This is a genomic window from Mesorhizobium sp. B2-1-3 (genome assembly GCF_006442495.1).
GTDB lineage: Bacteria > Pseudomonadota > Alphaproteobacteria > Rhizobiales > Rhizobiaceae > Mesorhizobium.
The window spans coordinates 94,329-114,272 of sequence record NZ_VFWL01000018.1 but is presented as its reverse complement, the minus strand read 5'-3'; the positions used below and the strand labels follow the sequence as shown (position 1 = coordinate 114,272).

At 63.4% G+C, this 19,944-nt stretch carries 19 protein-coding genes; 8 read left to right on the top strand and 11 right to left on the bottom strand.

Annotated features, from left to right (window positions below; genetic code table 11):
• Positions 1–6: 6 nt before the first annotated feature.
• The gene (locus tag FJ973_RS24895) at positions 7–759 is read right to left on the bottom strand and encodes a GNAT family N-acetyltransferase (RefSeq protein ID WP_140500961.1); all 753 of its coding nucleotides are present in this window, start codon (positions 757–759) and stop codon (positions 7–9) included.
• Between the two features lie 29 nt (positions 760–788).
• Positions 789–2,030, bottom strand: coding sequence for a bifunctional glutamate N-acetyltransferase/amino-acid acetyltransferase ArgJ (gene argJ, locus FJ973_RS24890; protein WP_140558159.1), 1,242 nt, complete (start codon positions 2,028–2,030; stop codon positions 789–791).
• 338 nt (positions 2,031–2,368) lie between these two features.
• Between argJ and FJ973_RS24885 the strand changes: the two genes are divergently transcribed.
• Positions 2,369–2,968 (top strand): TetR/AcrR family transcriptional regulator, encoded by a 600-nt coding sequence (locus FJ973_RS24885; protein WP_140558157.1) that lies wholly within the window; start codon positions 2,369–2,371, stop codon positions 2,966–2,968.
• A gap of 63 nt (positions 2,969–3,031) precedes the next feature.
• Here the strand turns inward: FJ973_RS24885 and FJ973_RS24880 are convergent, their stop codons facing one another.
• Positions 3,032–3,958 (bottom strand): peptidylprolyl isomerase, encoded by a 927-nt coding sequence (locus FJ973_RS24880; RefSeq protein WP_140558156.1) that lies wholly within the window; start codon positions 3,956–3,958, stop codon positions 3,032–3,034.
• Positions 3,959–4,217: 259 nt separating this feature from the next.
• On the opposite strand from FJ973_RS24880, the gene secA reads away from it, so the two are divergent.
• A complete protein-coding gene (gene secA, locus FJ973_RS24875; protein ID WP_140500910.1) occupies positions 4,218–6,950 on the top strand; it encodes a preprotein translocase subunit SecA in 2,733 nt (910 codons plus the stop codon).
• Between the two features lie 58 nt (positions 6,951–7,008).
• Here secA and FJ973_RS24870 read toward each other — a convergent pair whose 3' ends face one another.
• The gene (locus tag FJ973_RS24870; RefSeq protein WP_140558186.1) at positions 7,009–9,594 is read right to left on the bottom strand and encodes an AAA family ATPase; all 2,586 of its coding nucleotides are present in this window, start codon (positions 9,592–9,594) and stop codon (positions 7,009–7,011) included.
• A 215-nt stretch (positions 9,595–9,809) separates the two neighbouring features.
• Between FJ973_RS24870 and FJ973_RS24865 the strand changes: the two genes are divergently transcribed.
• The 5 genes from FJ973_RS24865 (at position 9,810) to FJ973_RS24840 (ending at position 14,119) form a co-directional block, all read left to right on the top strand.
• A complete protein-coding gene (locus FJ973_RS24865) occupies positions 9,810–10,082 on the top strand; it encodes a DUF4242 domain-containing protein (protein WP_140500909.1) in 273 nt (90 codons plus the stop codon).
• A 418-nt stretch (positions 10,083–10,500) separates the two neighbouring features.
• The gene (locus tag FJ973_RS24855; RefSeq protein WP_140500907.1) at positions 10,501–10,998 is read left to right on the top strand and encodes a hypothetical protein; all 498 of its coding nucleotides are present in this window, start codon (positions 10,501–10,503) and stop codon (positions 10,996–10,998) included.
• 57 nt (positions 10,999–11,055) lie between these two features.
• Positions 11,056–11,262: a DUF1127 domain-containing protein gene (locus tag FJ973_RS24850; RefSeq protein WP_210239610.1), complete on the top strand. Its 207-nt coding sequence runs from the start codon at positions 11,056–11,058 to the stop codon at positions 11,260–11,262.
• Positions 11,263–11,438: 176 nt separating this feature from the next.
• A complete protein-coding gene (locus tag FJ973_RS24845; protein ID WP_140558152.1) occupies positions 11,439–12,839 on the top strand; it encodes a lipopolysaccharide biosynthesis protein in 1,401 nt (466 codons plus the stop codon).
• Positions 12,839–14,119 carry a GNAT family N-acetyltransferase gene (locus FJ973_RS24840; protein ID WP_140525444.1) on the top strand — a complete coding sequence of 427 codons (1,281 nt, stop codon included), beginning with the start codon at positions 12,839–12,841 and terminating at the stop codon, positions 14,117–14,119. The genes FJ973_RS24845 and FJ973_RS24840 overlap by 1 nt, the downstream gene beginning before the upstream one ends.
• Positions 14,120–14,695: 576 nt before the next feature.
• Here FJ973_RS24840 and FJ973_RS24835 read toward each other — a convergent pair.
• Positions 14,696–14,929 (bottom strand): polymerase, encoded by a 234-nt coding sequence (locus FJ973_RS24835; protein ID WP_140500900.1) that lies wholly within the window; start codon positions 14,927–14,929, stop codon positions 14,696–14,698.
• Positions 14,930–15,264: 335 nt separating this feature from the next.
• Here FJ973_RS24835 and FJ973_RS24830 point away from each other — a divergent pair, with 335 nt between their 5' ends.
• Entirely contained in the window at positions 15,265–15,465 is a 201-nt protein-coding gene (locus FJ973_RS24830; RefSeq protein ID WP_140525443.1) for a hypothetical protein, read from the top strand.
• A 181-nt stretch (positions 15,466–15,646) separates the two neighbouring features.
• Here the strand turns inward: FJ973_RS24830 and FJ973_RS31785 are convergent, their stop codons facing one another.
• The 6 genes from FJ973_RS31785 to FJ973_RS24805 form a co-directional block, all read right to left on the bottom strand.
• The gene (locus FJ973_RS31785; RefSeq protein ID WP_318013596.1) at positions 15,647–16,084 is read right to left on the bottom strand and encodes a hypothetical protein; all 438 of its coding nucleotides are present in this window, start codon (positions 16,082–16,084) and stop codon (positions 15,647–15,649) included.
• A gap of 212 nt (positions 16,085–16,296) precedes the next feature.
• Complete coding sequence (locus tag FJ973_RS31030) at positions 16,297–16,443, bottom strand: hypothetical protein (RefSeq protein ID WP_181170953.1); 147 nt, start codon at positions 16,441–16,443, stop codon at positions 16,297–16,299.
• A gap of 175 nt (positions 16,444–16,618) precedes the next feature.
• Positions 16,619–16,993 (bottom strand): hypothetical protein, encoded by a 375-nt coding sequence (locus FJ973_RS24820; RefSeq protein ID WP_140558150.1) that lies wholly within the window; start codon positions 16,991–16,993, stop codon positions 16,619–16,621.
• Positions 16,994–17,082: 89 nt separating this feature from the next.
• A complete protein-coding gene (locus FJ973_RS24815; RefSeq protein ID WP_140558149.1) occupies positions 17,083–17,523 on the bottom strand; it encodes a hypothetical protein in 441 nt (146 codons plus the stop codon).
• A 485-nt stretch (positions 17,524–18,008) separates the two neighbouring features.
• Positions 18,009–18,788 (bottom strand): hypothetical protein, encoded by a 780-nt coding sequence (locus FJ973_RS24810; RefSeq protein ID WP_140558147.1) that lies wholly within the window; start codon positions 18,786–18,788, stop codon positions 18,009–18,011.
• A gap of 96 nt (positions 18,789–18,884) precedes the next feature.
• Positions 18,885–19,676, bottom strand: coding sequence for a ParB N-terminal domain-containing protein (locus FJ973_RS24805; RefSeq protein WP_140558146.1), 792 nt, complete (start codon positions 19,674–19,676; stop codon positions 18,885–18,887).
• Positions 19,677–19,944: the final 268 nt, after the last annotated feature.

Genomic DNA, 19,944 nt, shown 5'->3' with positions numbered 1-19,944 from the left:
CCGATTTCACCCATGAACAGGCGGCCGGCGGTAGTGGTAGCGATAGACCTCGTCGAAGCCGAGCGAATGATAGAGCGCCAGCGCCGGCACATTGCCGGCCTCGACCTGCAGCCAGGCTTCCCGCGCGCCGCGCAGCCGCGCCCATTTCAGCGCCGACAGGATCAGGTTGCGGCCGTGGCCCTTGTTGCGTGCCGACTTGTCGGTGGCGACCTCGAACAGGCCGGCGAGATCGCCGTCATGGACGCAGATCAGCGTGGCCAGTGGTTCCGCTCCAGCCTCGAGCGCGAACAGCCCGGCCTCGGGCTGGATGGCGCCGATGATCTCCGACAGGCCTGGCCGCAGCGACGCGTCCGAGCCGCTGACCTTGAGCGATGCGCCGATGAAGCGGCTGATGTCCTTCAACGGGATCTGGTCCATGGCGGCATCGAGCTGGGCATCGGCCAGCGGCAGCCGCATCACCAGCGATTCGTCGAACCGACTCCAACCCTCGCGGTCGAGATGGCTGGCGAGATCCGGACCCGATAGCGGCGACATGCGGAAGGTCAGCGGCCTGCCATAGGCATCGAAACGGCGGCTGGCGCGGCCGATGCGGTCAGCGATGTGCTGGGTGTCGCCGGGATCGAGCGGATTGACCGAATTCAGCCGCTTGGCCGGATGTCCGGCCGTCAGCCGCACCACCCAGGTGCCGTCATAATGGACTGCCGCCGCGGGCCAGGCGCGGAACCCGGCCGCCTCATAGCGGCGCACTGTCGCCAGCATGCTGGCCGGATGTTTGGAAACCAAGTCCGTCAGCTCCGGTAGTCGCCATTGATGGCGACGTATTCCTTGGTGAGGTCACAGGTCCACACCGTCGCCTTGCCGCGGCCGATGCCGATATCGGCGCGGATGCGGATGTCGTCGCGCTTCATATACGCCGAGGTCGCTTCCTCCGAATAGGCCGGATCGCGCTCGCCCTCATGCGCCAGCCTGTTGTCGCCGAACCAGATCGACAGGCGGTCGCGGTCAGCCGGCTCGCCGGCCTTGCCGACGGCCATGACGACGCGGCCCCAATTGGCGTCCTCGCCGGCGACCGCCGTCTTGACCAGCGGCGAATTGGCGATCGAGAGCGCGATGCGCTTGGCCGAGCGCGCCGATTTCGCGCCGGTAACGGTGACTTCGACCTGCTTGCGGGCGCCCTCACCGTCGCGCACCACTTGCAGCGCCAGCGACTTCAGCACTTTGCCGAGCGCACGGCGGAACGCCCCCAGACGGGCATCCTTGGGATCGGTTATCTCCGGCGCGCCGCGTTTGACGGCCTTTCCGGTGGCGAAGAGCAGCAGCGTGTCGCTGGTCGAGGTGTCGCTGTCGACGGTCACCGCGTTGAAGGTCTTGGCCGTGCCGCGCGACAGCAGATCCTGCAGCACGGGGGCGGCGATCGGCGCATCGGTGGCGACGAAGGACAGCATCGTGGCCATGTCGGGTGCGATCATGCCGGCGCCCTTGGAAATACCGTTGATGGTGACATCGGTCTCGCCGAGCTTGACGGTCTGCGTCGCCACCTTCGGATAAGTGTCCGTGGTCATGATGGCTTTGGCCGCCTCGGTCCACAGGTCGGGCTTGCCGTTGCTGACCAGACCAGCCAGCAGATGGCTGAACTTGGTTGTGTCAAGCGGCTCGCCGATGACGCCGGTCGAGGCCAGGAACACCTCGCCTGGCGTGCAGCCGGCAGCCTTGGCTGCCGCTTCGCCCGTCAGCGCGGTGGAGTCCCGGCCCTTCTTGCCGGTGAAGGCATTGGCGTTGCCGGAATTGACGACGAGCACCCGGGCCTTGCCCGCGGCAAGGTTCTGCCGGCAGAAATCGACTGGCGCCGAGGGGCATTTCGACTTTGTGAACACGCCGGCGACCGCCGTGCCGGGCTCGAAGACCATGGTGAGCAGATCGGTGCGGTTCTTGTATTTTATCCCCGCTTCGGCGGTGGCGATGCGCACCCCCTCGATCTCAGGCATCTTGGGGTATTTCTTCGGCGCGAGCGGCGAAATCGTCGTGGACATGGGACCTCGGACGGGAAAAATCGGCGGAGAAACGTCGGTTTGCCCGATACGGCGCGCCCGCGCAAGGCGTTTTGGTGGCCGCGTGAGAACCGGAATTGGCCCTGACCGGTTCGCAGCCGGCTCCGTCGCAGTTCGTTGGCGCCGCCCCGCCCAAGTTGCGATCGTTGCGACTCGGTGCGGGCGCGCGGCCGGAGTTGGTCAGCACCATGGCGGCCTGCGCATCGTGCGGGAGACATGGCAGGCAAATGTCTCCTGCGTCAGCCGCCAAGAACGGGCCGTTTCGTTCCATCGTCGGATCACTTATATTGCCGGCCTAAACCGACGGCGAGGGCGACAGGATGGCCGAAGTGGTGGATACGGCGCGTAAATCCATCGGAGCGCGGCGCAATCCCGACAGCGCGGAAGCCATTCTCGATGCCGCCGAGGCAGTGTTGGTCGAGGCCGGCTATGCCGGCTTCTCGATCGAGGCCGTGGCGCGGCGGGCGCGTGCCGGCAAGCCGACCATCTATCGCTGGTGGCCGAGCAAGGCCTCGCTGCTGCTGGAGGTCTATCAGCGCCAGAAACGCGTCGATGTTCCCGATACGGGAAGACTGGAAGAGGATCTCGTCGGCTTCCTCAAGAACCTGTTCGCGCACTGGCGCGAGACGTCGTCGGGCAGCGTGTTCAGGTCGCTGATCGCCGAGGCGCAGTCGGACGAAACGGCGGCCGCGGCCCTTGCCGGCTATACCGGCGGGCGCCGGGCCCACACCGGCCAGATCATCGAGCGCGCCAGGGCAAGGGGCGAGGTCGCGGCCGATGTCGATCCGGCTGTGGCCGCCGACCTGGTGGCTTCCTATGCCTGGCGGCAGCTCCTGACCAACCGGCTCGACGAAGACGAGGCGACGATACGCAAGGTGGTCCGCTACCTCCTGCGAGGCATAGAAGGGCCCGACGGCTGAACTGACGTAAAAAGGGCGCGGCGCCCTTTGGCCGCCGCGCCCCTTTTTCGAAACCGTTCTGGTTTACTTGGCGCTTTCCAGCGTATCAACGGCCTTCTTCAAATTGGCGTCGGGAATTTCGACCTTGGCATCGGCGCGCAGCGACTTGACCAGCGCGAAATACTTGTCGCGGATGACCGCCTGCTTGGCCTGGTCCTTGACGTCGTCGAAGGCCGGCGGCTGCTTGGTGCGCTTGTCCTCGAGCTTGATCACATGCCAGCCGAACTGCGACTGCACCGGCTGCTCGGTGTATTTGCCGACCTCGAGCGCGAAAGCGGCCTTGTCGAATTCCGGCACCATCTGGCCAGGTCCGAACCAGCCGAGATCGCCGCCACTGGTCTTGCCGCTCGGATCCGAGGTGTGCTCGTTGGCGAGCTTCTGGAAATCGGCGCCGCCGTCGAGTTGCTTGATAATCGCCTCGGCCTCTTCCTTCGTCTTCACCAGGATGTGACGGGCATGCACCTCGTTGACCGGCGGCGTGTTGGCGATCTCCTGGTCGTAGCGGGCGCGGATCTCGGCGTCGGTGACCTTGTCGACGACGCCTTTCTCGACCATCTCGCCATGCAGCGCGCGCTGCTGCAGGAAGGCCATGCGGCGCTGGAAATCGGGATCCTTGTCGAGACCGGTCGAGACGGCCTGGGCGGCCATGACGCGGATCTCGATTGCGGCCGAAAGCGCCGCGGCGCGGCGTTGCTCGGCCGGGAGTTGCGCGAACTGCTGCGACAGCTCGCCTTCGGCAAGCACGAGATCTGCTTCGGTGAGGGGTTGGCCGTTGACGGTGGCAACCACTGTATTCGGATCGACCGGTGCCGCCGGTGCGGCCGGTGCCGCTGGTGGTGCCGGCTGGGCTGGTGCGGTTTCCTGCGCCATCAGCGGCGACAGGCAAAGAGCCGACAGGCCGACGGCCAGGCCGAGGCTGGCGAGCGACGCACGGCGGAACAACAGGGACATTAAGATGACTCCGATGAGGATGTGAAGGACAGGAGGCTTCCAGATCAGCCAGATTGTGGCCGAATTTGGCGCGACCGGCAGGGCCAGCGCGGCGTTGACATCAGTTGAGCCCCCTCTTATCTGTCCAACGACTTTGCGTCCAGAACCGTTTTCCGGGCGCTTTTTGCGTTGCCCGCATACAGGCGGCGCATTCACGTGGATTTGATGGGGCCGGCCGGCGCTCGTCTCAGTTTGAGAATTCTATCGAAAGGACCATTGGATGGTCAGTCTCGGCGGTCTCGCCCGTAAGGTTTTCGGCTCCTCCAACGACCGCAGGGTCAAGTCGACCCGGCCCCGTGTCGAGGCGATCAATGCCATGGAAAACGAGATGCGGGCGCTCTCCGATGCAGAGCTCGCCGGCCGCACGGAAAAGTTCCGCCAAGACATCGCCAACGGCGCCAGCCTCGAGGACCTGCTGATCCCGGCCTTCGCCACCGCCCGCGAGGCGGCGCGCCGCGTGCTCGGCATGCGCCCCTTCGACGTCCAGCTGATCGGCGGCATGGTGCTGCACAATGGCGGCATCGCCGAGATGCGCACCGGTGAGGGCAAGACGCTGGTCGCGACCTTGCCCGTCTATCTCAATGCACTGGCCGGCAATGGCGTCCACGTCGTCACCGTCAACGATTATCTCGCCACCCGCGACTCCGAATGGATGGGCCGCGTCTATAAGTTCCTCGGCCTCTCGGTCGGCGTCATCGTCCATGGCCTGTCCGACGAGGAGCGCCGCGTCGCCTACGCCGCCGACGTCACCTATGCCACCAACAACGAACTCGGCTTCGACTATCTGCGCGACAACATGAAGTACGAGCGCGCCCAGATGGTACAGCGTGGTCACAACTACGCGATCGTCGACGAAGTCGATTCCATCCTGGTCGATGAAGCGCGCACGCCGCTGATCATTTCCGGTCCGCTCGAGGACCGTTCGGAAATGTACAACACCATCGACACTTTCATCATCCAGCTGCAGCCGCAGGATTATGAGATCGACGAGAAGCAGAAGACCTCCATCTTCACCGAGGAAGGCACCGAGAAGCTCGAGAACCTGCTGCGCGACGCCGGCCTGCTCAAGGGCGAGTCGCTCTATGACGTCGAGAACGTCGCCATCGTCCATCACGTCAACAATGCGCTGAAGGCGCACCGCCTGTTCCAGCGCGACAAGGACTATATCGTGCGCAACGGCGAGATCGTCATCATCGACGAGTTCACCGGCCGCATGATGCCCGGCCGCCGCTATTCGGAAGGCCTGCACCAGGCGCTTGAAGCCAAGGAGCATGTGGCAATCCAGCCGGAGAACCAGACGCTCGCCTCCGTTACCTTCCAGAACTATTTCCGCCTCTACAAGAAGCTTTCCGGCATGACCGGCACCGCGCTGACCGAGGCCGAGGAATTCGGCAACATCTACGGCCTCGAAGTCACCGAGATCCCGACCAACCTGCCGGTCATCCGCAAGGATGAGGACGACGAGGTCTACCGGACGGTCGAGGAGAAATACAAGGCGATCGTCAAGGAGATCCGCGAAGCCAGCGCCAAGGGCCAGCCGACGCTGGTCGGCACCACCTCGATCGAGAAGTCCGAGCAACTGGCCGAGCGGCTGCGCAAGGAAGGTTTTAAGGATTTCGAGGTGCTGAACGCCCGCCATCACGAGCGCGAGGCGGCGATCGTCGCCCAGGCGGGCAAGCCCGGCGCCATCACCATCGCCACCAACATGGCCGGCCGCGGCACCGACATCAAGCTCGGCGGCAATGCCGAGATGCGCATCGCCGAGGAACTGGGCGACATGCCCGAAGGGCCCGAGCGCGAGGCGCGGGAAAAGGAAATCTATGCCGACGTCGAGCGCCTGAAGGAAAAGGCGCTGGCCGCCGGCGGCCTCTACGTGCTCGCCACCGAGCGCCATGAATCACGCCGCATCGACAACCAGCTTCGTGGCCGCTCCGGCCGCCAGGGCGACCCCGGCCGCTCGAAATTCTTCCTGTCGCTGCAGGACGATCTGATGCGCATCTTCGGCTCCGAGCGCATGGACGGCATGTTGCAGAAGCTCGGCCTCAAGGAAGACGAGGCCATCATCCATCCCTGGATCAACAAGGCGCTGGAAAAGGCGCAGAAGAAGGTCGAGGCGCGCAACTTCGACATCCGCAAGAATCTTCTGAAATATGACGACGTTTCCAACGACCAGCGCAAGGTCGTGTTCGAACAGCGCATCGAGCTGATGGACGGCGAAGGCCTGTCGGAGACCATTGCCGAGATGCGCGAAGGCGTTATCGACGAGATCGTCGCCAAGGCCATTCCCGAGAACGCCTATGCCGAGCAGTGGGATGTCGCCGGGTTGAAGGCCGAGGTCGCCGAGTTCCTCAATCTCGACCTGCCGATTGAGGAATGGGTCAAGGAAGAAGGCATCGCCGAGGACGACATTCGCGAGCGCATCACGCAAGCCGCCGACGCCGCCGCCAAGGAGCGCGCCGAGCGCTTCGGGCCCGAGGTGATGACCTATGTCGAGCGCTCCGTGGTGCTGCAGACGCTCGACCATCTGTGGCGCGAGCACATCGTCAATCTCGACCATCTGCGTTCGGTTGTCGGCTTCCGCGGCTACGCCCAGCGCGATCCTTTGCAGGAATACAAGAGCGAGGCGTTCGAGCTGTTCCAGGCGATGCTGGGCAATCTGCGCCAGGCCGTCACCGCGCAGCTGATGCGCGTCGAACTGGTCCGCCAGGCTGCCGAGGCCCCGCCGCCGGAAGCCCCCGACATGTTCGGCACGCATATTGACGGTACCACCGGCGAGAACGATTTCGAAGGCGGCGAAACCGCCCTTCTGGTGCGCCAGGAAAGCAACGCCATCGTCGCCCCCGAAGACCGCGACCCCAACAACCCCGCCACCTGGGGCAAGGTCGGCCGCAACGAAGCGTGCCCCTGCGGCTCCGGCAAGAAATACAAGCACTGCCACGGCGCTTTCGCGTAAGGAAAACCTGCAGGGCTCACATTCCCGGATTTCTGATCCGGGCGAGATTCCTACGTGCTCAGATCAGCCCGGAATCGCGCGCGGCGGCGGTCGCCTCGCCACGCGAAATGGCGTCCAGCTTGCCCAGCACCGCCGAGACATGATGATCGACGGTCTTCGGTGAGATGGTCAGGTGCTCGGCTATTCTCTTGTTGGAAAAACCGCGTTCGATCAGTTGCAGGACCTGCATCTGGCGCAGCGTCAGGCCAGCTTGATTGGCGCGCGTGCTCTGCCGCGGTCCCCTTGCAATGTTATTGACGCCATTCTGCCGCATGACGGCGCGGACGTGCTGGGCGACCGGCCGGGCACCGAGCCCCTCGAATATATCCAGGGCCAGGCGCAGGGCCGGCTCGTCGCCGCGCAGCAGGGCGAGCGCCTGCTCGAACGGAGCACCCAGCCGGGCCCACAGCGTCGCGGCACCGTGCCAATCGCCGGCGAGCAGCAGGCGATAGGGCTCCGCCATGCCGGTCGTATCGCCAGGGTCGCTTTCAGGCGACAAGAGCAGCCGCCAGACGGCCAGTTCGGCGAACATCGCCCTCGTCGGCGACAGGCTTTCTGCCAGCTCGATCAGGCGAAGCGCCTCACTGGCGTCGCCTTGCCCAAGCCATGCCAGTTCGGCCATCGACGCCGTGTAAGGCACCAGCCGCTGCAGCTCCATTCCCCTGTCCAGGAACCGCTTCATTTCCTCCAGCACCGGCCCAGCCGGATCGCCTCGCCTTATGCGCAGTTTCGCCAGCGCGACCAGGGATGGGTAACGCACCAGGGCTGTCGTTGCAGCATCGTCGATGACGTCGAGAGCCATGGCCGCCGCATCGTCCCAAAGGCCGCGTCGCAAAAGCAGCTGCGCCTGCACGCCCCGCATATAGTCGCGCCAGGTCGCGAGGTCGTTCTCAACGCAATAGGCAATGCCGCGGTCGAGAAAGGATTGCGCGCGCACAAGATCGAGCTGGTTCATTTCGGCGCAGGCGCAATTGGTGAAGCCGCGTGCCGCGTGCTCCTGGAAATTCTGCACGAGCGCGATTTCAAGGCTGCGGGCGAGGTGAAACCGGCCTTTGGCCAGGTCAAGCCACTGCTCGGCCGAGCCAAGATTGTTGAGCGCGTGGCAGATTATCTCCGGCTTGTTCAACCGTTCGGCCAGAGCGACTGCCTTGCCGCCAAGCAGCAGCGTCTCATCGAGCTTCTCGGCCAGCATCGCCAGCTGCGAGAGATTGGAATAGGCCATGGCAAGCTCCGGACTGGCAGGCGCCTGTTCCAGCAGTTCCACTGCCTGGGCCCCGAACAGGTCCGCCTGTTCGCGGTCACCCACCAGATAGGCGAAGCGCGACAGGCATCTGAGGCTGTCGCCCTCCCTGAGCGTGTCGCCCAGCGCCTGCTGTAGCCGGCGCGCCTGGCTCTGCGCCTCGATGGCCGCATCGATGCGGCCGATCAGATGGCATTCAAACGCATATCCTTCGTAAAGCCTCGCCCGGTCGCTCATCGGCAGGCTGTCGGCATGCCGCAAGGCGACCTCGTAGTAGCCGGCGGCATCGCGATGCGCGCCGACGCGGGAAGCCTCGCGCGCTGCGAGCGGGGCAAGCTCGCGCACCGCCTCAAGATTCTGGGCCTCCACCGCATGGTGCACAAGCCTTGCGGTAGCCACCTCGGCGTTTTCCTGCAGTGCGGAAAGCGCGCGTTGGTTGAATTCGCGCCGACGGCTCGAGGTCAGCGCCATCTCGATGGCGCGACGGGCGATCTCGTGCCGGAAGGCGTAGCCATCGCCGAGATCGTCGAGCAAGCCATTCGAGACACATTCCGCCAGCTGGCCGGCGCTGGCGACGCCACAGAGGCCGCGCAGCGCCCAGGCATCGGCGCGGCGTGGAAACACAGACACCGCGTCGAGCATCGAGCGCGCTCCCTGCGACAGGCGCTCGGCACGCGCCAGCACGGCGTCGCGGACGCTGGCCGGCGGGATCATCTCGCTTTCGGCAGCCAGCAATTCGGTGACGAAGAAGGCGTTGCCCGCGGTGGCGCGATAGATTGCGCTGCCGTCGCGGTTGGCTGCTTCGGCAAGCGACAACACCGCCGCCTCGCTGAGCAGTGGCACTTCGATGCGCTGGACGTTGCCGGCTGGAATTTCGCCGAGCACCCGGCGCGCACGCATCTGCCCTTCGCTGCGGTCGGTGCGTGCCGTGAACAGCACCAGCATATGCGTGTTGGTGATGCGCCGGCCCAGGAAACGGACGAAATCCAGGGTCGCGTCGTCGGCCCAGTGCATATCCTCGATGACCAGCAAACCCGGCCGAGACCTCGCCTCGAAAACCTCGAGAGCGTCTGAAAACAGGGGCAGCCGCTGACCTTGGCGGTCGTCGATTGCCCGGGGCAGTGCCCACTGCGCGTCCCGGGCCAGATCATAGAGCGGTCCAAGCGGATCGGGAATCGACAGGTCCTCGCAAGCGCTGCGGAATATGGAAACGTGCTGCCCGGCACGGGTTACGAACGCCTCGACGAGTGCCGTCTTGCCGGCGCCGGCCTCGCCCAGCAATGCCGCCACGCGGCCGCGACCGCGCGCGGCCTCCGCGAGCAGTTCCTCCAACTGATCGAGTTGTGCCTGCCGTTCCAGAAGCATCGTCACTGGCCCATAAGTATCGTCGTCCCTCGACCCTTCTCCAAAATACCCCCGCTTCGGTATCCGTAGTGTGGCTCCCAGACCAAACGTCGAAAACATAGGGAATCGTCCCGCGCAATATGGGGAAAGGCTCCGATGTGCGCTTTCGACGATCGTGATTTTTCTCCAACCGCGCTCATTTCGAGCGTGAATCAGTCACAAAAGGAAGCCACTCCATGCCTCGCTATCTGATCGAACGGACATTCCCCGACGGGCTCAACGTGCCGACGAACGACGTCGGCGCGACGGCGCTCGGCGGCATCATCATGCGCAACGCCGAGAAGGGGGTCACCTGGCTGCACTCCTTCGTGTCGCCCGACAGGAACAAGAGTTTCTGCATCTACGACGCCCCCTCGCCGGAGGCGATCCGCAGCACGGCGCAGAAGAATTCGCTACCGGTGGACAAGATCACGGAGGTGAGGGTCCTGGACCCTTACTTTTATCGCTGACCCTATGGACCAAGGATGGAACAATGAGCGTGAGATCGTCCTGGGCAGCGATGGGTGTCGGCTTTCCGTGCTGTTTCCTCCCGAAACGGCAGCCGCCGTCGCGGCGTTCGACCATGCACCCTCCCGGCGTGGTCTCGCATCGCGGATTGTCTCCGCGCTGCTCGCGCCATTGCGAAGCCGGCGCAGGCGCCTGCCACCGCAAGACGATTATTTAAGGCGGGACGTCGGCCTGCCGGAGCACGAGATGCGGCGGGACTACTGGGAATATTGGTGGTGGCATCAATGAGACCGCCGCCCGGCTAGAGAGGAACGGATCGGACCCGTCCCGCAACTGACGATCCAACGCGCAGGCATGGCAGCAGGGCCTTACAGGCCGGTCCTGCCGCCTGCGCGTCACCAACAACCAATGGAGAATAAAATGAACGTCAATTTCTGGCGCCTTGCCGCGCTGTCCATCATGGCGATCACCGCCACTGCCGCATCTGCGGAGAGTGGCAATCGGCTGGCCGCCGAGGTGCGGGCGGCCAACGGCCGCTTCGTGAATGTCGCGGCGGCCACCGCCGAGGGCTATGCGCCGATTCCCTGCGCCAGCGGCATCACCGGCGGCGCGATGGGCATTCACTACGTCAACGGCGCCTATCTCAAGGATGATGCCGTCGACCTCGCCAAGCCGGAGGCCGTGATGTACGAGCCGATGGCCGATGGCAAGCTGAAGCTGGTGGCCGTCGAATATATCACCGCGAAGGGTCCCGCGTCGCTCGAAGGCCAGCTGTTCAACTTCGACAGCGCCCCCAACCGCTATGGCCTCGGCCCCTTCTACGAACTTCATGTCTGGGCCTGGAAGCAGAACCCGACCGGCGCCTTCGCCGACATGAACCCGAATGTCTCATGCGACGCCATGAAAAAGGCCGACTGACGGCACCGCCTGCCGGAACAGTGCCGGCAGGCCTTTTACGCGTCGCGAGGAGAAACCATGCCCGAGATAGCTATCTTCCTGGCAAGGCTGCGCGCCCCACCATGGCGGCCGATGGCCATCCTCGCTTGGCTGGCGCGCGGACAGCGCCTCCGACATGAGCGGCGTCACCTGGAGGCGATGCCCGATTTCATGCTGAAAGACATCGGCATCAGCCGTTCCGAGATCGACTATGTCGCAACTCACGGCGAAGCGCGCCGCTCTTAGGCTTGGCTGGGAGTTGGAACGACAGAGCGCCTGTCTCCTGCTTGCGGCATGGAACCCACACCGGTCGTCCTCGCTGGCCTCTCTGCCATTGTGCATGCCTCTTCCACCCACCCTTTCTTAAGGTGTCTCCGCTACACCAAAGCCTGGAAAGAAGCGGAAAACGGAGAACAATCGGGGTGCGCTTTTCCGCGGCCACGACAGCCGGGCGGTTCTTGCCGCAGCGTTTGGCGCTGCGCGTGGAGCCGTTGCTTGGCCGCGTCGACGCCGTGCTGTTCACCGCCGACGAGCGCGGCGAGGCCGGCCGCATGTCGGTCATTGCCTTTTCCATCCGCATCGTCAGCGCCGTCATCGCCTTCGTCAGCCAGGTGTTGATGGCACGCTGGATGGGCTCGTTCGAATACGGCATCTTCGTCCTTGTCTGGGTGACCATGGTCATCGTCGGCAATCTCGCCTGCCTCGGCTTCCACACCTCGGTTATCCGCTTCATTCCCGAATACCGCGAGCGCGGCCTCATCGACGAGTTGCGCGGTATCGTCGTGGCCAGCCGCCTGTTCGTCCTGATCGCTTCGACGGTCATCGCCGGGCTCGGCGCACTCGGCGTGTGGCTCGCTTCGTCATGGACTAAAAACTACTATGTCCTGCCGTTCATCCTCGGCGTCATCTGCCTGCCGATGATAGCGCTGTCGGACCTGCTGCAAGGCCAGGCCAGGGCGAACAGCTGGGCGCTGTTCGCCCTGGCGCCGACCTATCTGATACGGCCCGTGCTGATCCTGCTGTTCATGGCGCTGATGCTTTTCGCCGGCTACGCGCCCGAGGCGAAGACCGCGATCTTCGCCTCGATCGCCGCCACTTACGTCACCACGCTCGCCCAGCTTATCGGCGTCACCCGGCGCATGGAAAAGCAGATTCCGGCCGGGCCGCTGAAGGTGCATTTCGCACAATGGTTCATTGTCTCGCTGCCGATCTTCCTGGTCGAAAGCTTCTTTTTCCTGCTCACCAATGCCGACGTGCTGATGGTCGGCGCCTATATGGACCCCAACGACGTCGCCGTCTATTTCGCCACGGTCAAGACACTGGCGCTGGTGCATTTCGTCTACTTCGCCGTCAAGGCAGGCGTCGCTCAGCGCTATGCCCAGTTCACCCATGGCGAGCCGGAAAAGCTCGCCGCCTTCGCCCGCGAGACGGTGTCGTGGACCTTCTGGCCATCGCTCGCCATGGCGCTGCTGGTGCTGGCGCTTGGCAAACCGATGCTGATGCTGTTCGGTCCCGAATTCACATCGGGTTATCCGCTTCTGTTCCTGCTCGTCTTCGGCGTCGTGGCGCGCGCCGCCGTGGGCCCGTGCGAAAGCCTGCTCACCATGAGCGGCAACCAGAATGTCTGCGCCGCCGTCTATGCCATGACGCTGGCCTTCAACATTGGCCTGAACGTGGTGCTGATCCCGCTCTTCGGCCTGTGGGGCGCCGCAATGGCCACCGCCTTCGCCATGATCTTCGAGGCCGGCGCGCTGTCCTTCACGGTCTGGCGCAAGCTCGGCATCGTCATGACGATCTTCGTGCCAGCCAAAGGAGCCGCGTGATGGCCGCCATCCCCTTGCTCGAGGAAACCAGCGGCGGCCCCGCCGGCGCCATGGTGTCCGGCCTTGCCGGACTGGGGCGCGACACCGACCCGGCCCATATCGAGATCCTCGCCAACAACCGGCCCGAGCGGAAACTGGCCATCTATCCGGCGTCGGCCGGGTTCGACCTCGTCGAGGAGCTGGATTATCTGTGCGCCCGCACCATCGAGCCCAACGTCTTCTTCAACCCGCGTTTCCTCGCGCCCGCAATGCCCCGGCTGGAAGACCGCGAGGTGCGTCTGGCCGTCATCCGTGACGGCGATGAATACCGCAACCGGCTACGCCTTCTGGTGCCGTTCTCGGTGGAGCGGCCGGTGGTGCCGCTCGGGGTTCCGGTCATGCGCACATGGTCGAGCCCGTTCGGCCCGCTCGGCACCCCGCTGGTCGACCGCGACGATCCGGTCGGTGTCCTCGAGGATTTCTTCTCCATGCTGTCGCGCCCGCATCTGAAGCTGCCGAAAGTGTTCGTCCTGCCCGACATCAGGCTCGACGGCGCGGTGGCGAGCCTGGTTGCCACCGTGGCCGAAACGCGTGGCCTGATGTTGGTCACCACCGGTCACGCCCAGCGTCCGCTGCTCGAGAGCGAACGCGACGCCGAGGACTATCTGAAGGCTTCGCTGCGCGCGCACCATTACCGCGAGTTCCGCCGCCTCAAGCGGCGGCTGGGCGACCTCGGCAAGCTTGAACATGTCGTGGCGCGCGGCCCCGACGAGATCCGTCACGCCATCGAGAGCTTCCTGACGCTGGAGGCGGCCGGCTGGAAGGGCCGCGAGCGCACGGCCATGGCGATCGACCGCTACCGCGCCGCCTTCGCCCGCGAGGCCGTGCACAGGCTGGCCGAGCAGGACCTGTGCCGCATCCATTCGCTGACGCTCGACGGCCGCACCATTGCGTGCCTGATCGTCTTCGTCGAAGCCGGCGTTGCCTACACCTGGAAGACGGCCTACGACGAAACTCTGGCCGGCTATTCGCCAGGCACGCTGCTGATGATCGAGGTGACCAGGCAGCATCTCGACGACCCCAACATCATGATGACCGATTCCTGTGCCGTGCCCGACCATCCGGTGATGAGCAGGCTGTGGACCGAGCGCAAGCCGATGGGCACGCTGGTGATCGGCCTGACGCCGGACGCCGACCGTCTCGCCCGCCAGGCGGCCTCGCAACTGCATCTCTACCGGGAGACCCGCAACATGGCCCGCCTGCTGCGCAACCGGATGAAGAGCCTGCTCAAGAGACGATAGACGCGCTCGCATCTTCTGGATCGCGTGGATGCTTGCTTCAAGCCTGAGCATTTGGTTGCTTCATGGGATAAACAGTCACTGTATTGATAGCGTTTATTCGCCAGCGCCTGCTTGAGCAACAGTCACAATCTTTCAACAAAGCGCGACAAAGGTGATGCGATTTTGGGTATAATTCATGTCGCTTGCCGGCGGCGCATCCGTTTTTCTTCAGCGCTTTTCCTCGTGGCGGACATCAGAATTAGCTAATTCATTCGAACATATAAAGGACATTCACGGAACTTAAGTGGTAACATAAGACCTTTGGGACCAGACCCTGGGACTTTGGTCCGCCTTCACGAAATCCGGCAGCGAGCATGAGGCTAATCTTCATTGCTCTTCAGGAACTTGAAACGGCCGACCAGATCTAACTTGAGCCACTCGTCCTCATTCTTCCCCGTCGCTTTCGGCGGTGGCGCGCGGATTGCGAGGAACAGGCGCTGAACGCGAGAAATCCACCTGCCGGAACCAGCGGGTGAGCCGCCATGGGAAAGCTGCCGGCGCCAGAATCCTGGACGCGTAGAAGCCCGCCACGGAGCCCTACGGGGACGGTCTTGGGCGAGCGAGCGCCATGTCGAAAGTGTCCGGCAGGTGAGGATGCGCGCCGGTCCGTCTCACCGAAGCCGTGGTCATCGCGTCGACCGGGAGAATAATCGACATGCGAGCATAGTGGTCCGGCCACAGCGGCTTTCCAAACAGGAAGAACACGATCGCGAGAAAACAAATCAGCAGCAGGACGGCGAAGGTGTTCGCGATGATCTCGCCAAGCTGCATGTCTTTCTCCCCGAAGTCGGACACCCGCCGCTCGCAGCAACGGCGGGCGTCCAGGGACCGTCGATGAAGGGACTTTACTCGACGGCTTCCACGCCAATGAGGAACGGCGGCTTATGTTCAGGGTTTAGGACCAATGCGTCGATGCTTCGGGCTTCAGTCCCAATTGCGGGTCCGAGGAGAAGGAGACAGTCTGCCTTTCGCACCGGCTAAGCCCTCCACCAAGGTACCTGACAGCCGGGAGCACAGCCCGGCCTGCTCGCCAAGTGCCGAACCTACCGCCAAAAGCAGGCCGGGCTCCTTCTGTCGATAGTCAAGATCGTCGCCCAACGGGGAAAATGACCAGCTACAAGGTGGAGGAAATCCTGGGCGAGAGAATTATCGGCACGCACGAGGTGGCGGCTTCAAGTCCCGCAGGGGCTGCCAGACGGGCAACCGGTCATCCGATGCAACCCCGCATTCCAGGCGCGCTGTTCGTTCGGGTCACCAGAGAGGACGGCACGGTCGCCGAATTCAGCTTCGCGGGATTTCCTTGTTGAACCCGGATGCCGTCGGATAGGACGGCACGAGTGGCGTTTCTTGCGACTATGGCCGGTGTCTACGCCGACCCATTGGCGCGGTTCGGCATTGAAGGAACCCGCTCGCTCTGACCCTTTGTATTCACGTGAATTCCGAAGCTCGTCGATGAATCGTTTCGACGCGACTTGCACCAGAATTGCGTTAGCGTCCCAGCGGCTGTCTGGATGCCGAAACCAATTCGTCCTCATCCCTGATCCCGGCCATGTAATTCGCGATTATGCGGGATGAAATCGCTTCACGTTGCTGGGCCGATCGGGCGTCGAGCTTCAGCCTGTCGAACACGCGGCCAAGCAGGGCCACTTCGGAGGAATCGAAGACGCCAGCCTCCTGAGCTTTCTGACGAATCGGCATGAGTTCCTCCCTTTCAGATAAATAAGCAACAACTGATGCAAGGGGCAATCTCAAGCCCTGATATATCCACACCGAGGAACGGTCAGGCGGCCAACATAGGTCCTGAAGCGTGAAAGCGGCTACCGCATTGGACAGGCCGAAGATGCAGTCCTGCACCCGGCGAGCCGCTCCCGGATGTCGCTCTTGCGATATCGGCTTTAAACGGCGCACGACAAACTCGAACACCATATCCGCATTTGCCGAAACGCCGATCGGGAATTAGCGGCAGACGCATCGAAGCGGCGACTGAAATGGTGCCCCTAGCCGGGGCTGTTTGACTAAATCGAACCGGGCATTTTGGCGCAGACTTTAGTCAAAAATTCAACAACTTAGGGGAAGTCGCCCCGAGGGGTTGCTAAGTTGCGTCGTACCTCAATGGGTAGCTGTCGTCGTACCTCTCGTCAAGCCTTCGCGGTCCAAGACGTGGACGACAAACCTTGTCCCGACCAGTCGCGGAATGTTTCCCAACGGCCTTTCCGCATCATGATCCCCACAAACAGGCTGTAGCGGCTCAGTTCCAATTCAAGGCGTTTGGTATTGATGTGCATTCGGTCCGTTCCCTCTCGCTTTCCCCGGCCCATGCCGTGGCGGCGGCAGGGTTAGCGTGACCCGGTCTGTCAGATCAAATCAGTTATTTTCATCCCACCAGTGGAGCGATTTCGGACCGCGAAAGCCCGCCCCCGACACACCTCTTGGGGCGATGCATCGGGGGCAGAAAGGTCGTTATTCGTCTCCTTCGTTGTTGAGCGCAGCTCTGATCCGCTGGGCATGTTCTGCGATGGCCTTCCAATCACCCTTAACGACCAGCGAGCGGATCGCCGGAAGGTCGGCCTCGTCACAGCAATCGAGGTAGTCGTTGAGGGTGAGCCCGACAGGGGCCAAGCATTCGCTCGTCATGCGGTTCTCGAATGCCTTCACGGTCGCGTCGAGGGTCTGCTGATCAACCCCTACGACGTTGGCGTCGAGTGTCCCATCAAGGGTGAACTTGGCCACTATCAGTTCAGCCGTGTCACGATCCACTGTCTCGTTGAACGCCGTGATCGCCCTATCCGCAATCGCCTCGATCTCGGCAGGGTCGGCGGTGTCGAGGTCTATCACCTCGTCCTTGTCAGCCTCGTCGGTGTCGCTGTCCGCAGTCGGAACCGGAGCGGCGTTATCCGCCCCGGCTGTCTTGTCCGCTACGGCGCTCAGAAAGACGGAGGTGCCCTGAACCCCCGCTGAGCCAAGCCCTCAGCCACCGCTGCGTTGAACTCGGCTTTGCTGATCTGCCCAAGCTCCGCCATGTCCTTGGCTTGGCTGTAGCTCACCTCATAGTTGGAAAGCGACGGTATGCGTACCTTCGTGCTTTCGATGGCCTCCTTCGTCACCAAGGCCCCGACGTCCTGACTGCGGACCGCCGCGTTGGTCTGCACGCCAAGGCGCTGCGCAGCGATCTGCTGGTTGAACTTGGACATCGAGAGTTCGACAGCGCGGTCAATCTCTTCCTTCTTGGCCCGCTCTGAGGCCTCGGCAGCCGTAGCGTGCTGCTTCGCCTTGTCCGCTTCTGCCTGTGCTTCTTGAGCCCGGAACATGGCCTGCGCCACGGTCGTGTTATCGGTCTGGTATTTGTTCGGGTTGTCGTCATACATGTTGTTCGTTCCTTCAATTGGTCGTGCTTGTCCGCCCCGGTGCGTCATTGCTCTGGGTGCGGGTAGGGCTTGGCGGCCCTCACATTTTGCATGGAGGTGTTGGTGTCAGGCTCTGCGGGTGAACCCGTAGGTGTCGTCACAGAGCCCCCAAGGACGCGCGCTAGGTGCGGCTGTAGTTGGCGACCCCGGAAGCTCGCCGCTGCCTCCGGTGGCCTCTCTGCGTGGCACTGTGGGCCGCGTCGTGACCTCGGCAATACGCCTCGCGACTGTCACCGCGTCCAAAGCCGGATAGCCATAAACCTCGAAGCACCGCTCGGCTGCCGTGTTGAAGCTCTGGGTCCATTCGATGCCAATTCCCGGCAATCGCCGGTCAAGCTGTGAGACGCTCCCCCAGTCGTCGGCTTTGATCCACTCGACCAAGGCAAGGGCTGCCTCCCTCGTCGGATACGTGGCAACCCAGTCCCGGCGCTTGATCTGATCCGGGGTCATGCCCGGTCACCCTTGGCGGTCATCCGACCCATGCGGTAGAGATACGCAATCGGCGATCCTTCGGGGTTCTCGATCTCGTCCACCGCGAACGGGTCGAGGGTGCCCATGGCAACCAGCCGGTCAATCGTCTGGTGGTATTGCTTGACGTCGGTCGGGCTCATCGCCCGCCACTCATCCTTGCTCGGCTGGACCACGATGCCCCGCGCTATCATTCGTCTCAATTTCCTTCGCTCCTGTGCTGCTTTCAGTGATTTCGTTCGGCGCATCTTGGCGCGCTGTGAGAGGGCCTCGTCGGGGATCACCCGCTGGCCCGGTAGGTGGTCGAGGGTCAGCCTTTCCCGCCCTCCTCGCTCGGCCCTGTCGTCGTGATCGAGCTTGTGCCGCTTGCCGCGCTTGTCCGCGTCCTGGCGCACCTTGGCCCCGGCAATCTTGCCTTCGACCATCGCGTGCCAATCCGCCTTGGTGTAGCTCTCGCCCTCGGTCGAGGTCATGACCAAGAACAGCACTTCCCGATCGGTCAGCCCTGCGGGGTCGTCATGCGCCTGCATGATCTGGAACGCGGTCGGGCAATAGACGCACGAGCCAGTCTCGCTGACCATGCCCTGCCATGGATAGGTTGGCCGGTGTTCGGTCACGGGCGTGCCGTCTAGGTGCCGGTCGAGGTATTGCGCCATGAACATCGTGACGGCCTCATGGGTAACGTAGCGGTCAACGTGGTCGTTAGGGTCCCATCCGGGCCCCCTCAGCGTGACCAGCGCTTTCTCATCTGGGCTCATCGTCTCCTTTCGGGCCTTGATGTGGAAAGAGCGCCCCGGTCTGGAACGCTCTGCCTCCCTAAAGTAGGGAGCGTAGTGATTAGGGATGTGGGGGCCTCAGAACTCGTCGTTCTCGACCTCAATGGCCCTTCTGTCGTCCTCGCCTAGATGCTCCCTAAGGAACCCGTAGACCTCCGGGAGCTTCCGCCCAAAGTAGCTCGCCAGTGCCATGGCGGCGATCTCGGGATTGAGTGCCAGCTTGGTTGAGAACTTCTTGGTCAACTCGTCGGCGTATCGGTCAGCAACCTGTTGCATCCATTGGTCCCTTTCGTCGTCATCTCCGCTGTTGACGTATTCCTTGCCGTTGGCTGCAAGGCGAGCCCGGAACCACGACACATGGTCCCCCGCCTGTTCGCCTAAGGTCCGCTTAGCGCGCCGCATGATGGTCACCTGAGCCGCCGAAATACCGGACGCTCTCGCCACCTTCGCGATACTATGCCTGTCAATGAGAACCAGCCGCCAAGCGAAGTTCTGCCGGTCGGTGTTGTCCATCGGCAGCTTGGCCTTAGAGTTGGCCTCACCAGCCAACAAGACGGCCTCCTCAGGTGTCCCCTCGAAGTACCTGACGGGCACCGGAGTGGCCCACTTGGCTGCCCTGTATGCCTCGATCCGGTGATGTCCATCGATCAGAATGGTCCTGTTCCCGACCATCATGACGGTCACCGGGTCGAGCGGTCCAACTGCCTTGATCGCCTTGATCAGGTCCGACACGTGCCGTTCGCTGATCCCGCCCCTTGGCTGGAACAACTCGGGCACCGTTTCGATGTCCTGAAGGCGTAACTCACGGGGACCTTGGGCTGGCCCTATGAATTGGCTCATCAATTCCTGGAGGTGATCTCCAGCGTTCATTCTTGCTCCTTCTGTTGTGCTCTTCAGGACAAACCTGTCCACCGTGAAATGCACGGATAGGCAGACACGCGTCAGAACATTCCGCGATGCCTGCGAAGCCTCCGCGCCTCACCAAGACCGACCGCCCGGAGACACCTTTAAGCGCCCCCGGAAGGAGCAACAGGGGTGCCTGTCGGGTCTGCAACAGGATGGTCGATCTTGGAGAAGAGCGAGGGCTCGGCCCGATGGCCTTGCGTTGCGTAGACCTAGTGGAGGCCCGATGGGGCAG

What these genes read in the sequence shown, in the direction of transcription:
- FJ973_RS24895 (WP_140500961.1), bottom strand. Translation starts at nt 759, where the DNA reads ATGCTGGCGACAGTGCGCCGCTATGAGGCGGCCGGGTTCCGCGCCTGG.
- argJ (WP_140558159.1), bottom strand. Translation starts at nt 2,030, where the DNA reads ATGTCCACGACGATTTCGCCGCTCGCGCCGAAGAAATACCCCAAGATG.
- FJ973_RS24885 (WP_140558157.1), top strand. Translation starts at nt 2,369, where the DNA reads ATGGCCGAAGTGGTGGATACGGCGCGTAAATCCATCGGAGCGCGGCGC.
- FJ973_RS24880 (WP_140558156.1), bottom strand. Translation starts at nt 3,958, where the DNA reads ATGTCCCTGTTGTTCCGCCGTGCGTCGCTCGCCAGCCTCGGCCTGGCC.
- secA (WP_140500910.1), top strand. Translation starts at nt 4,218, where the DNA reads ATGGTCAGTCTCGGCGGTCTCGCCCGTAAGGTTTTCGGCTCCTCCAAC.
- FJ973_RS24870 (WP_140558186.1), bottom strand. Translation starts at nt 9,594, where the DNA reads ATGCTTCTGGAACGGCAGGCACAACTCGATCAGTTGGAGGAACTGCTC.
- FJ973_RS24865 (WP_140500909.1), top strand. Translation starts at nt 9,810, where the DNA reads ATGCCTCGCTATCTGATCGAACGGACATTCCCCGACGGGCTCAACGTG.
- FJ973_RS24855 (WP_140500907.1), top strand. Translation starts at nt 10,501, where the DNA reads ATGAACGTCAATTTCTGGCGCCTTGCCGCGCTGTCCATCATGGCGATC.
- FJ973_RS24850 (WP_210239610.1), top strand. Translation starts at nt 11,056, where the DNA reads ATGCCCGAGATAGCTATCTTCCTGGCAAGGCTGCGCGCCCCACCATGG.
- FJ973_RS24840 (WP_140525444.1), top strand. Translation starts at nt 12,839, where the DNA reads ATGGCCGCCATCCCCTTGCTCGAGGAAACCAGCGGCGGCCCCGCCGGC.
- FJ973_RS24835 (WP_140500900.1), bottom strand. Translation starts at nt 14,929, where the DNA reads ATGCAGCTTGGCGAGATCATCGCGAACACCTTCGCCGTCCTGCTGCTG.
- FJ973_RS24830 (WP_140525443.1), top strand. Translation starts at nt 15,265, where the DNA reads ATGACCAGCTACAAGGTGGAGGAAATCCTGGGCGAGAGAATTATCGGC.
- FJ973_RS31785 (WP_318013596.1), bottom strand. Translation starts at nt 16,084, where the DNA reads ATGGTGTTCGAGTTTGTCGTGCGCCGTTTAAAGCCGATATCGCAAGAG.
- FJ973_RS31030 (WP_181170953.1), bottom strand. Translation starts at nt 16,443, where the DNA reads ATGCACATCAATACCAAACGCCTTGAATTGGAACTGAGCCGCTACAGC.
- FJ973_RS24815 (WP_140558149.1), bottom strand. Translation starts at nt 17,523, where the DNA reads ATGTATGACGACAACCCGAACAAATACCAGACCGATAACACGACCGTG.
- FJ973_RS24810 (WP_140558147.1), bottom strand. Translation starts at nt 18,788, where the DNA reads ATGAGCCCAGATGAGAAAGCGCTGGTCACGCTGAGGGGGCCCGGATGG.
- FJ973_RS24805 (WP_140558146.1), bottom strand. Translation starts at nt 19,676, where the DNA reads ATGAACGCTGGAGATCACCTCCAGGAATTGATGAGCCAATTCATAGGG.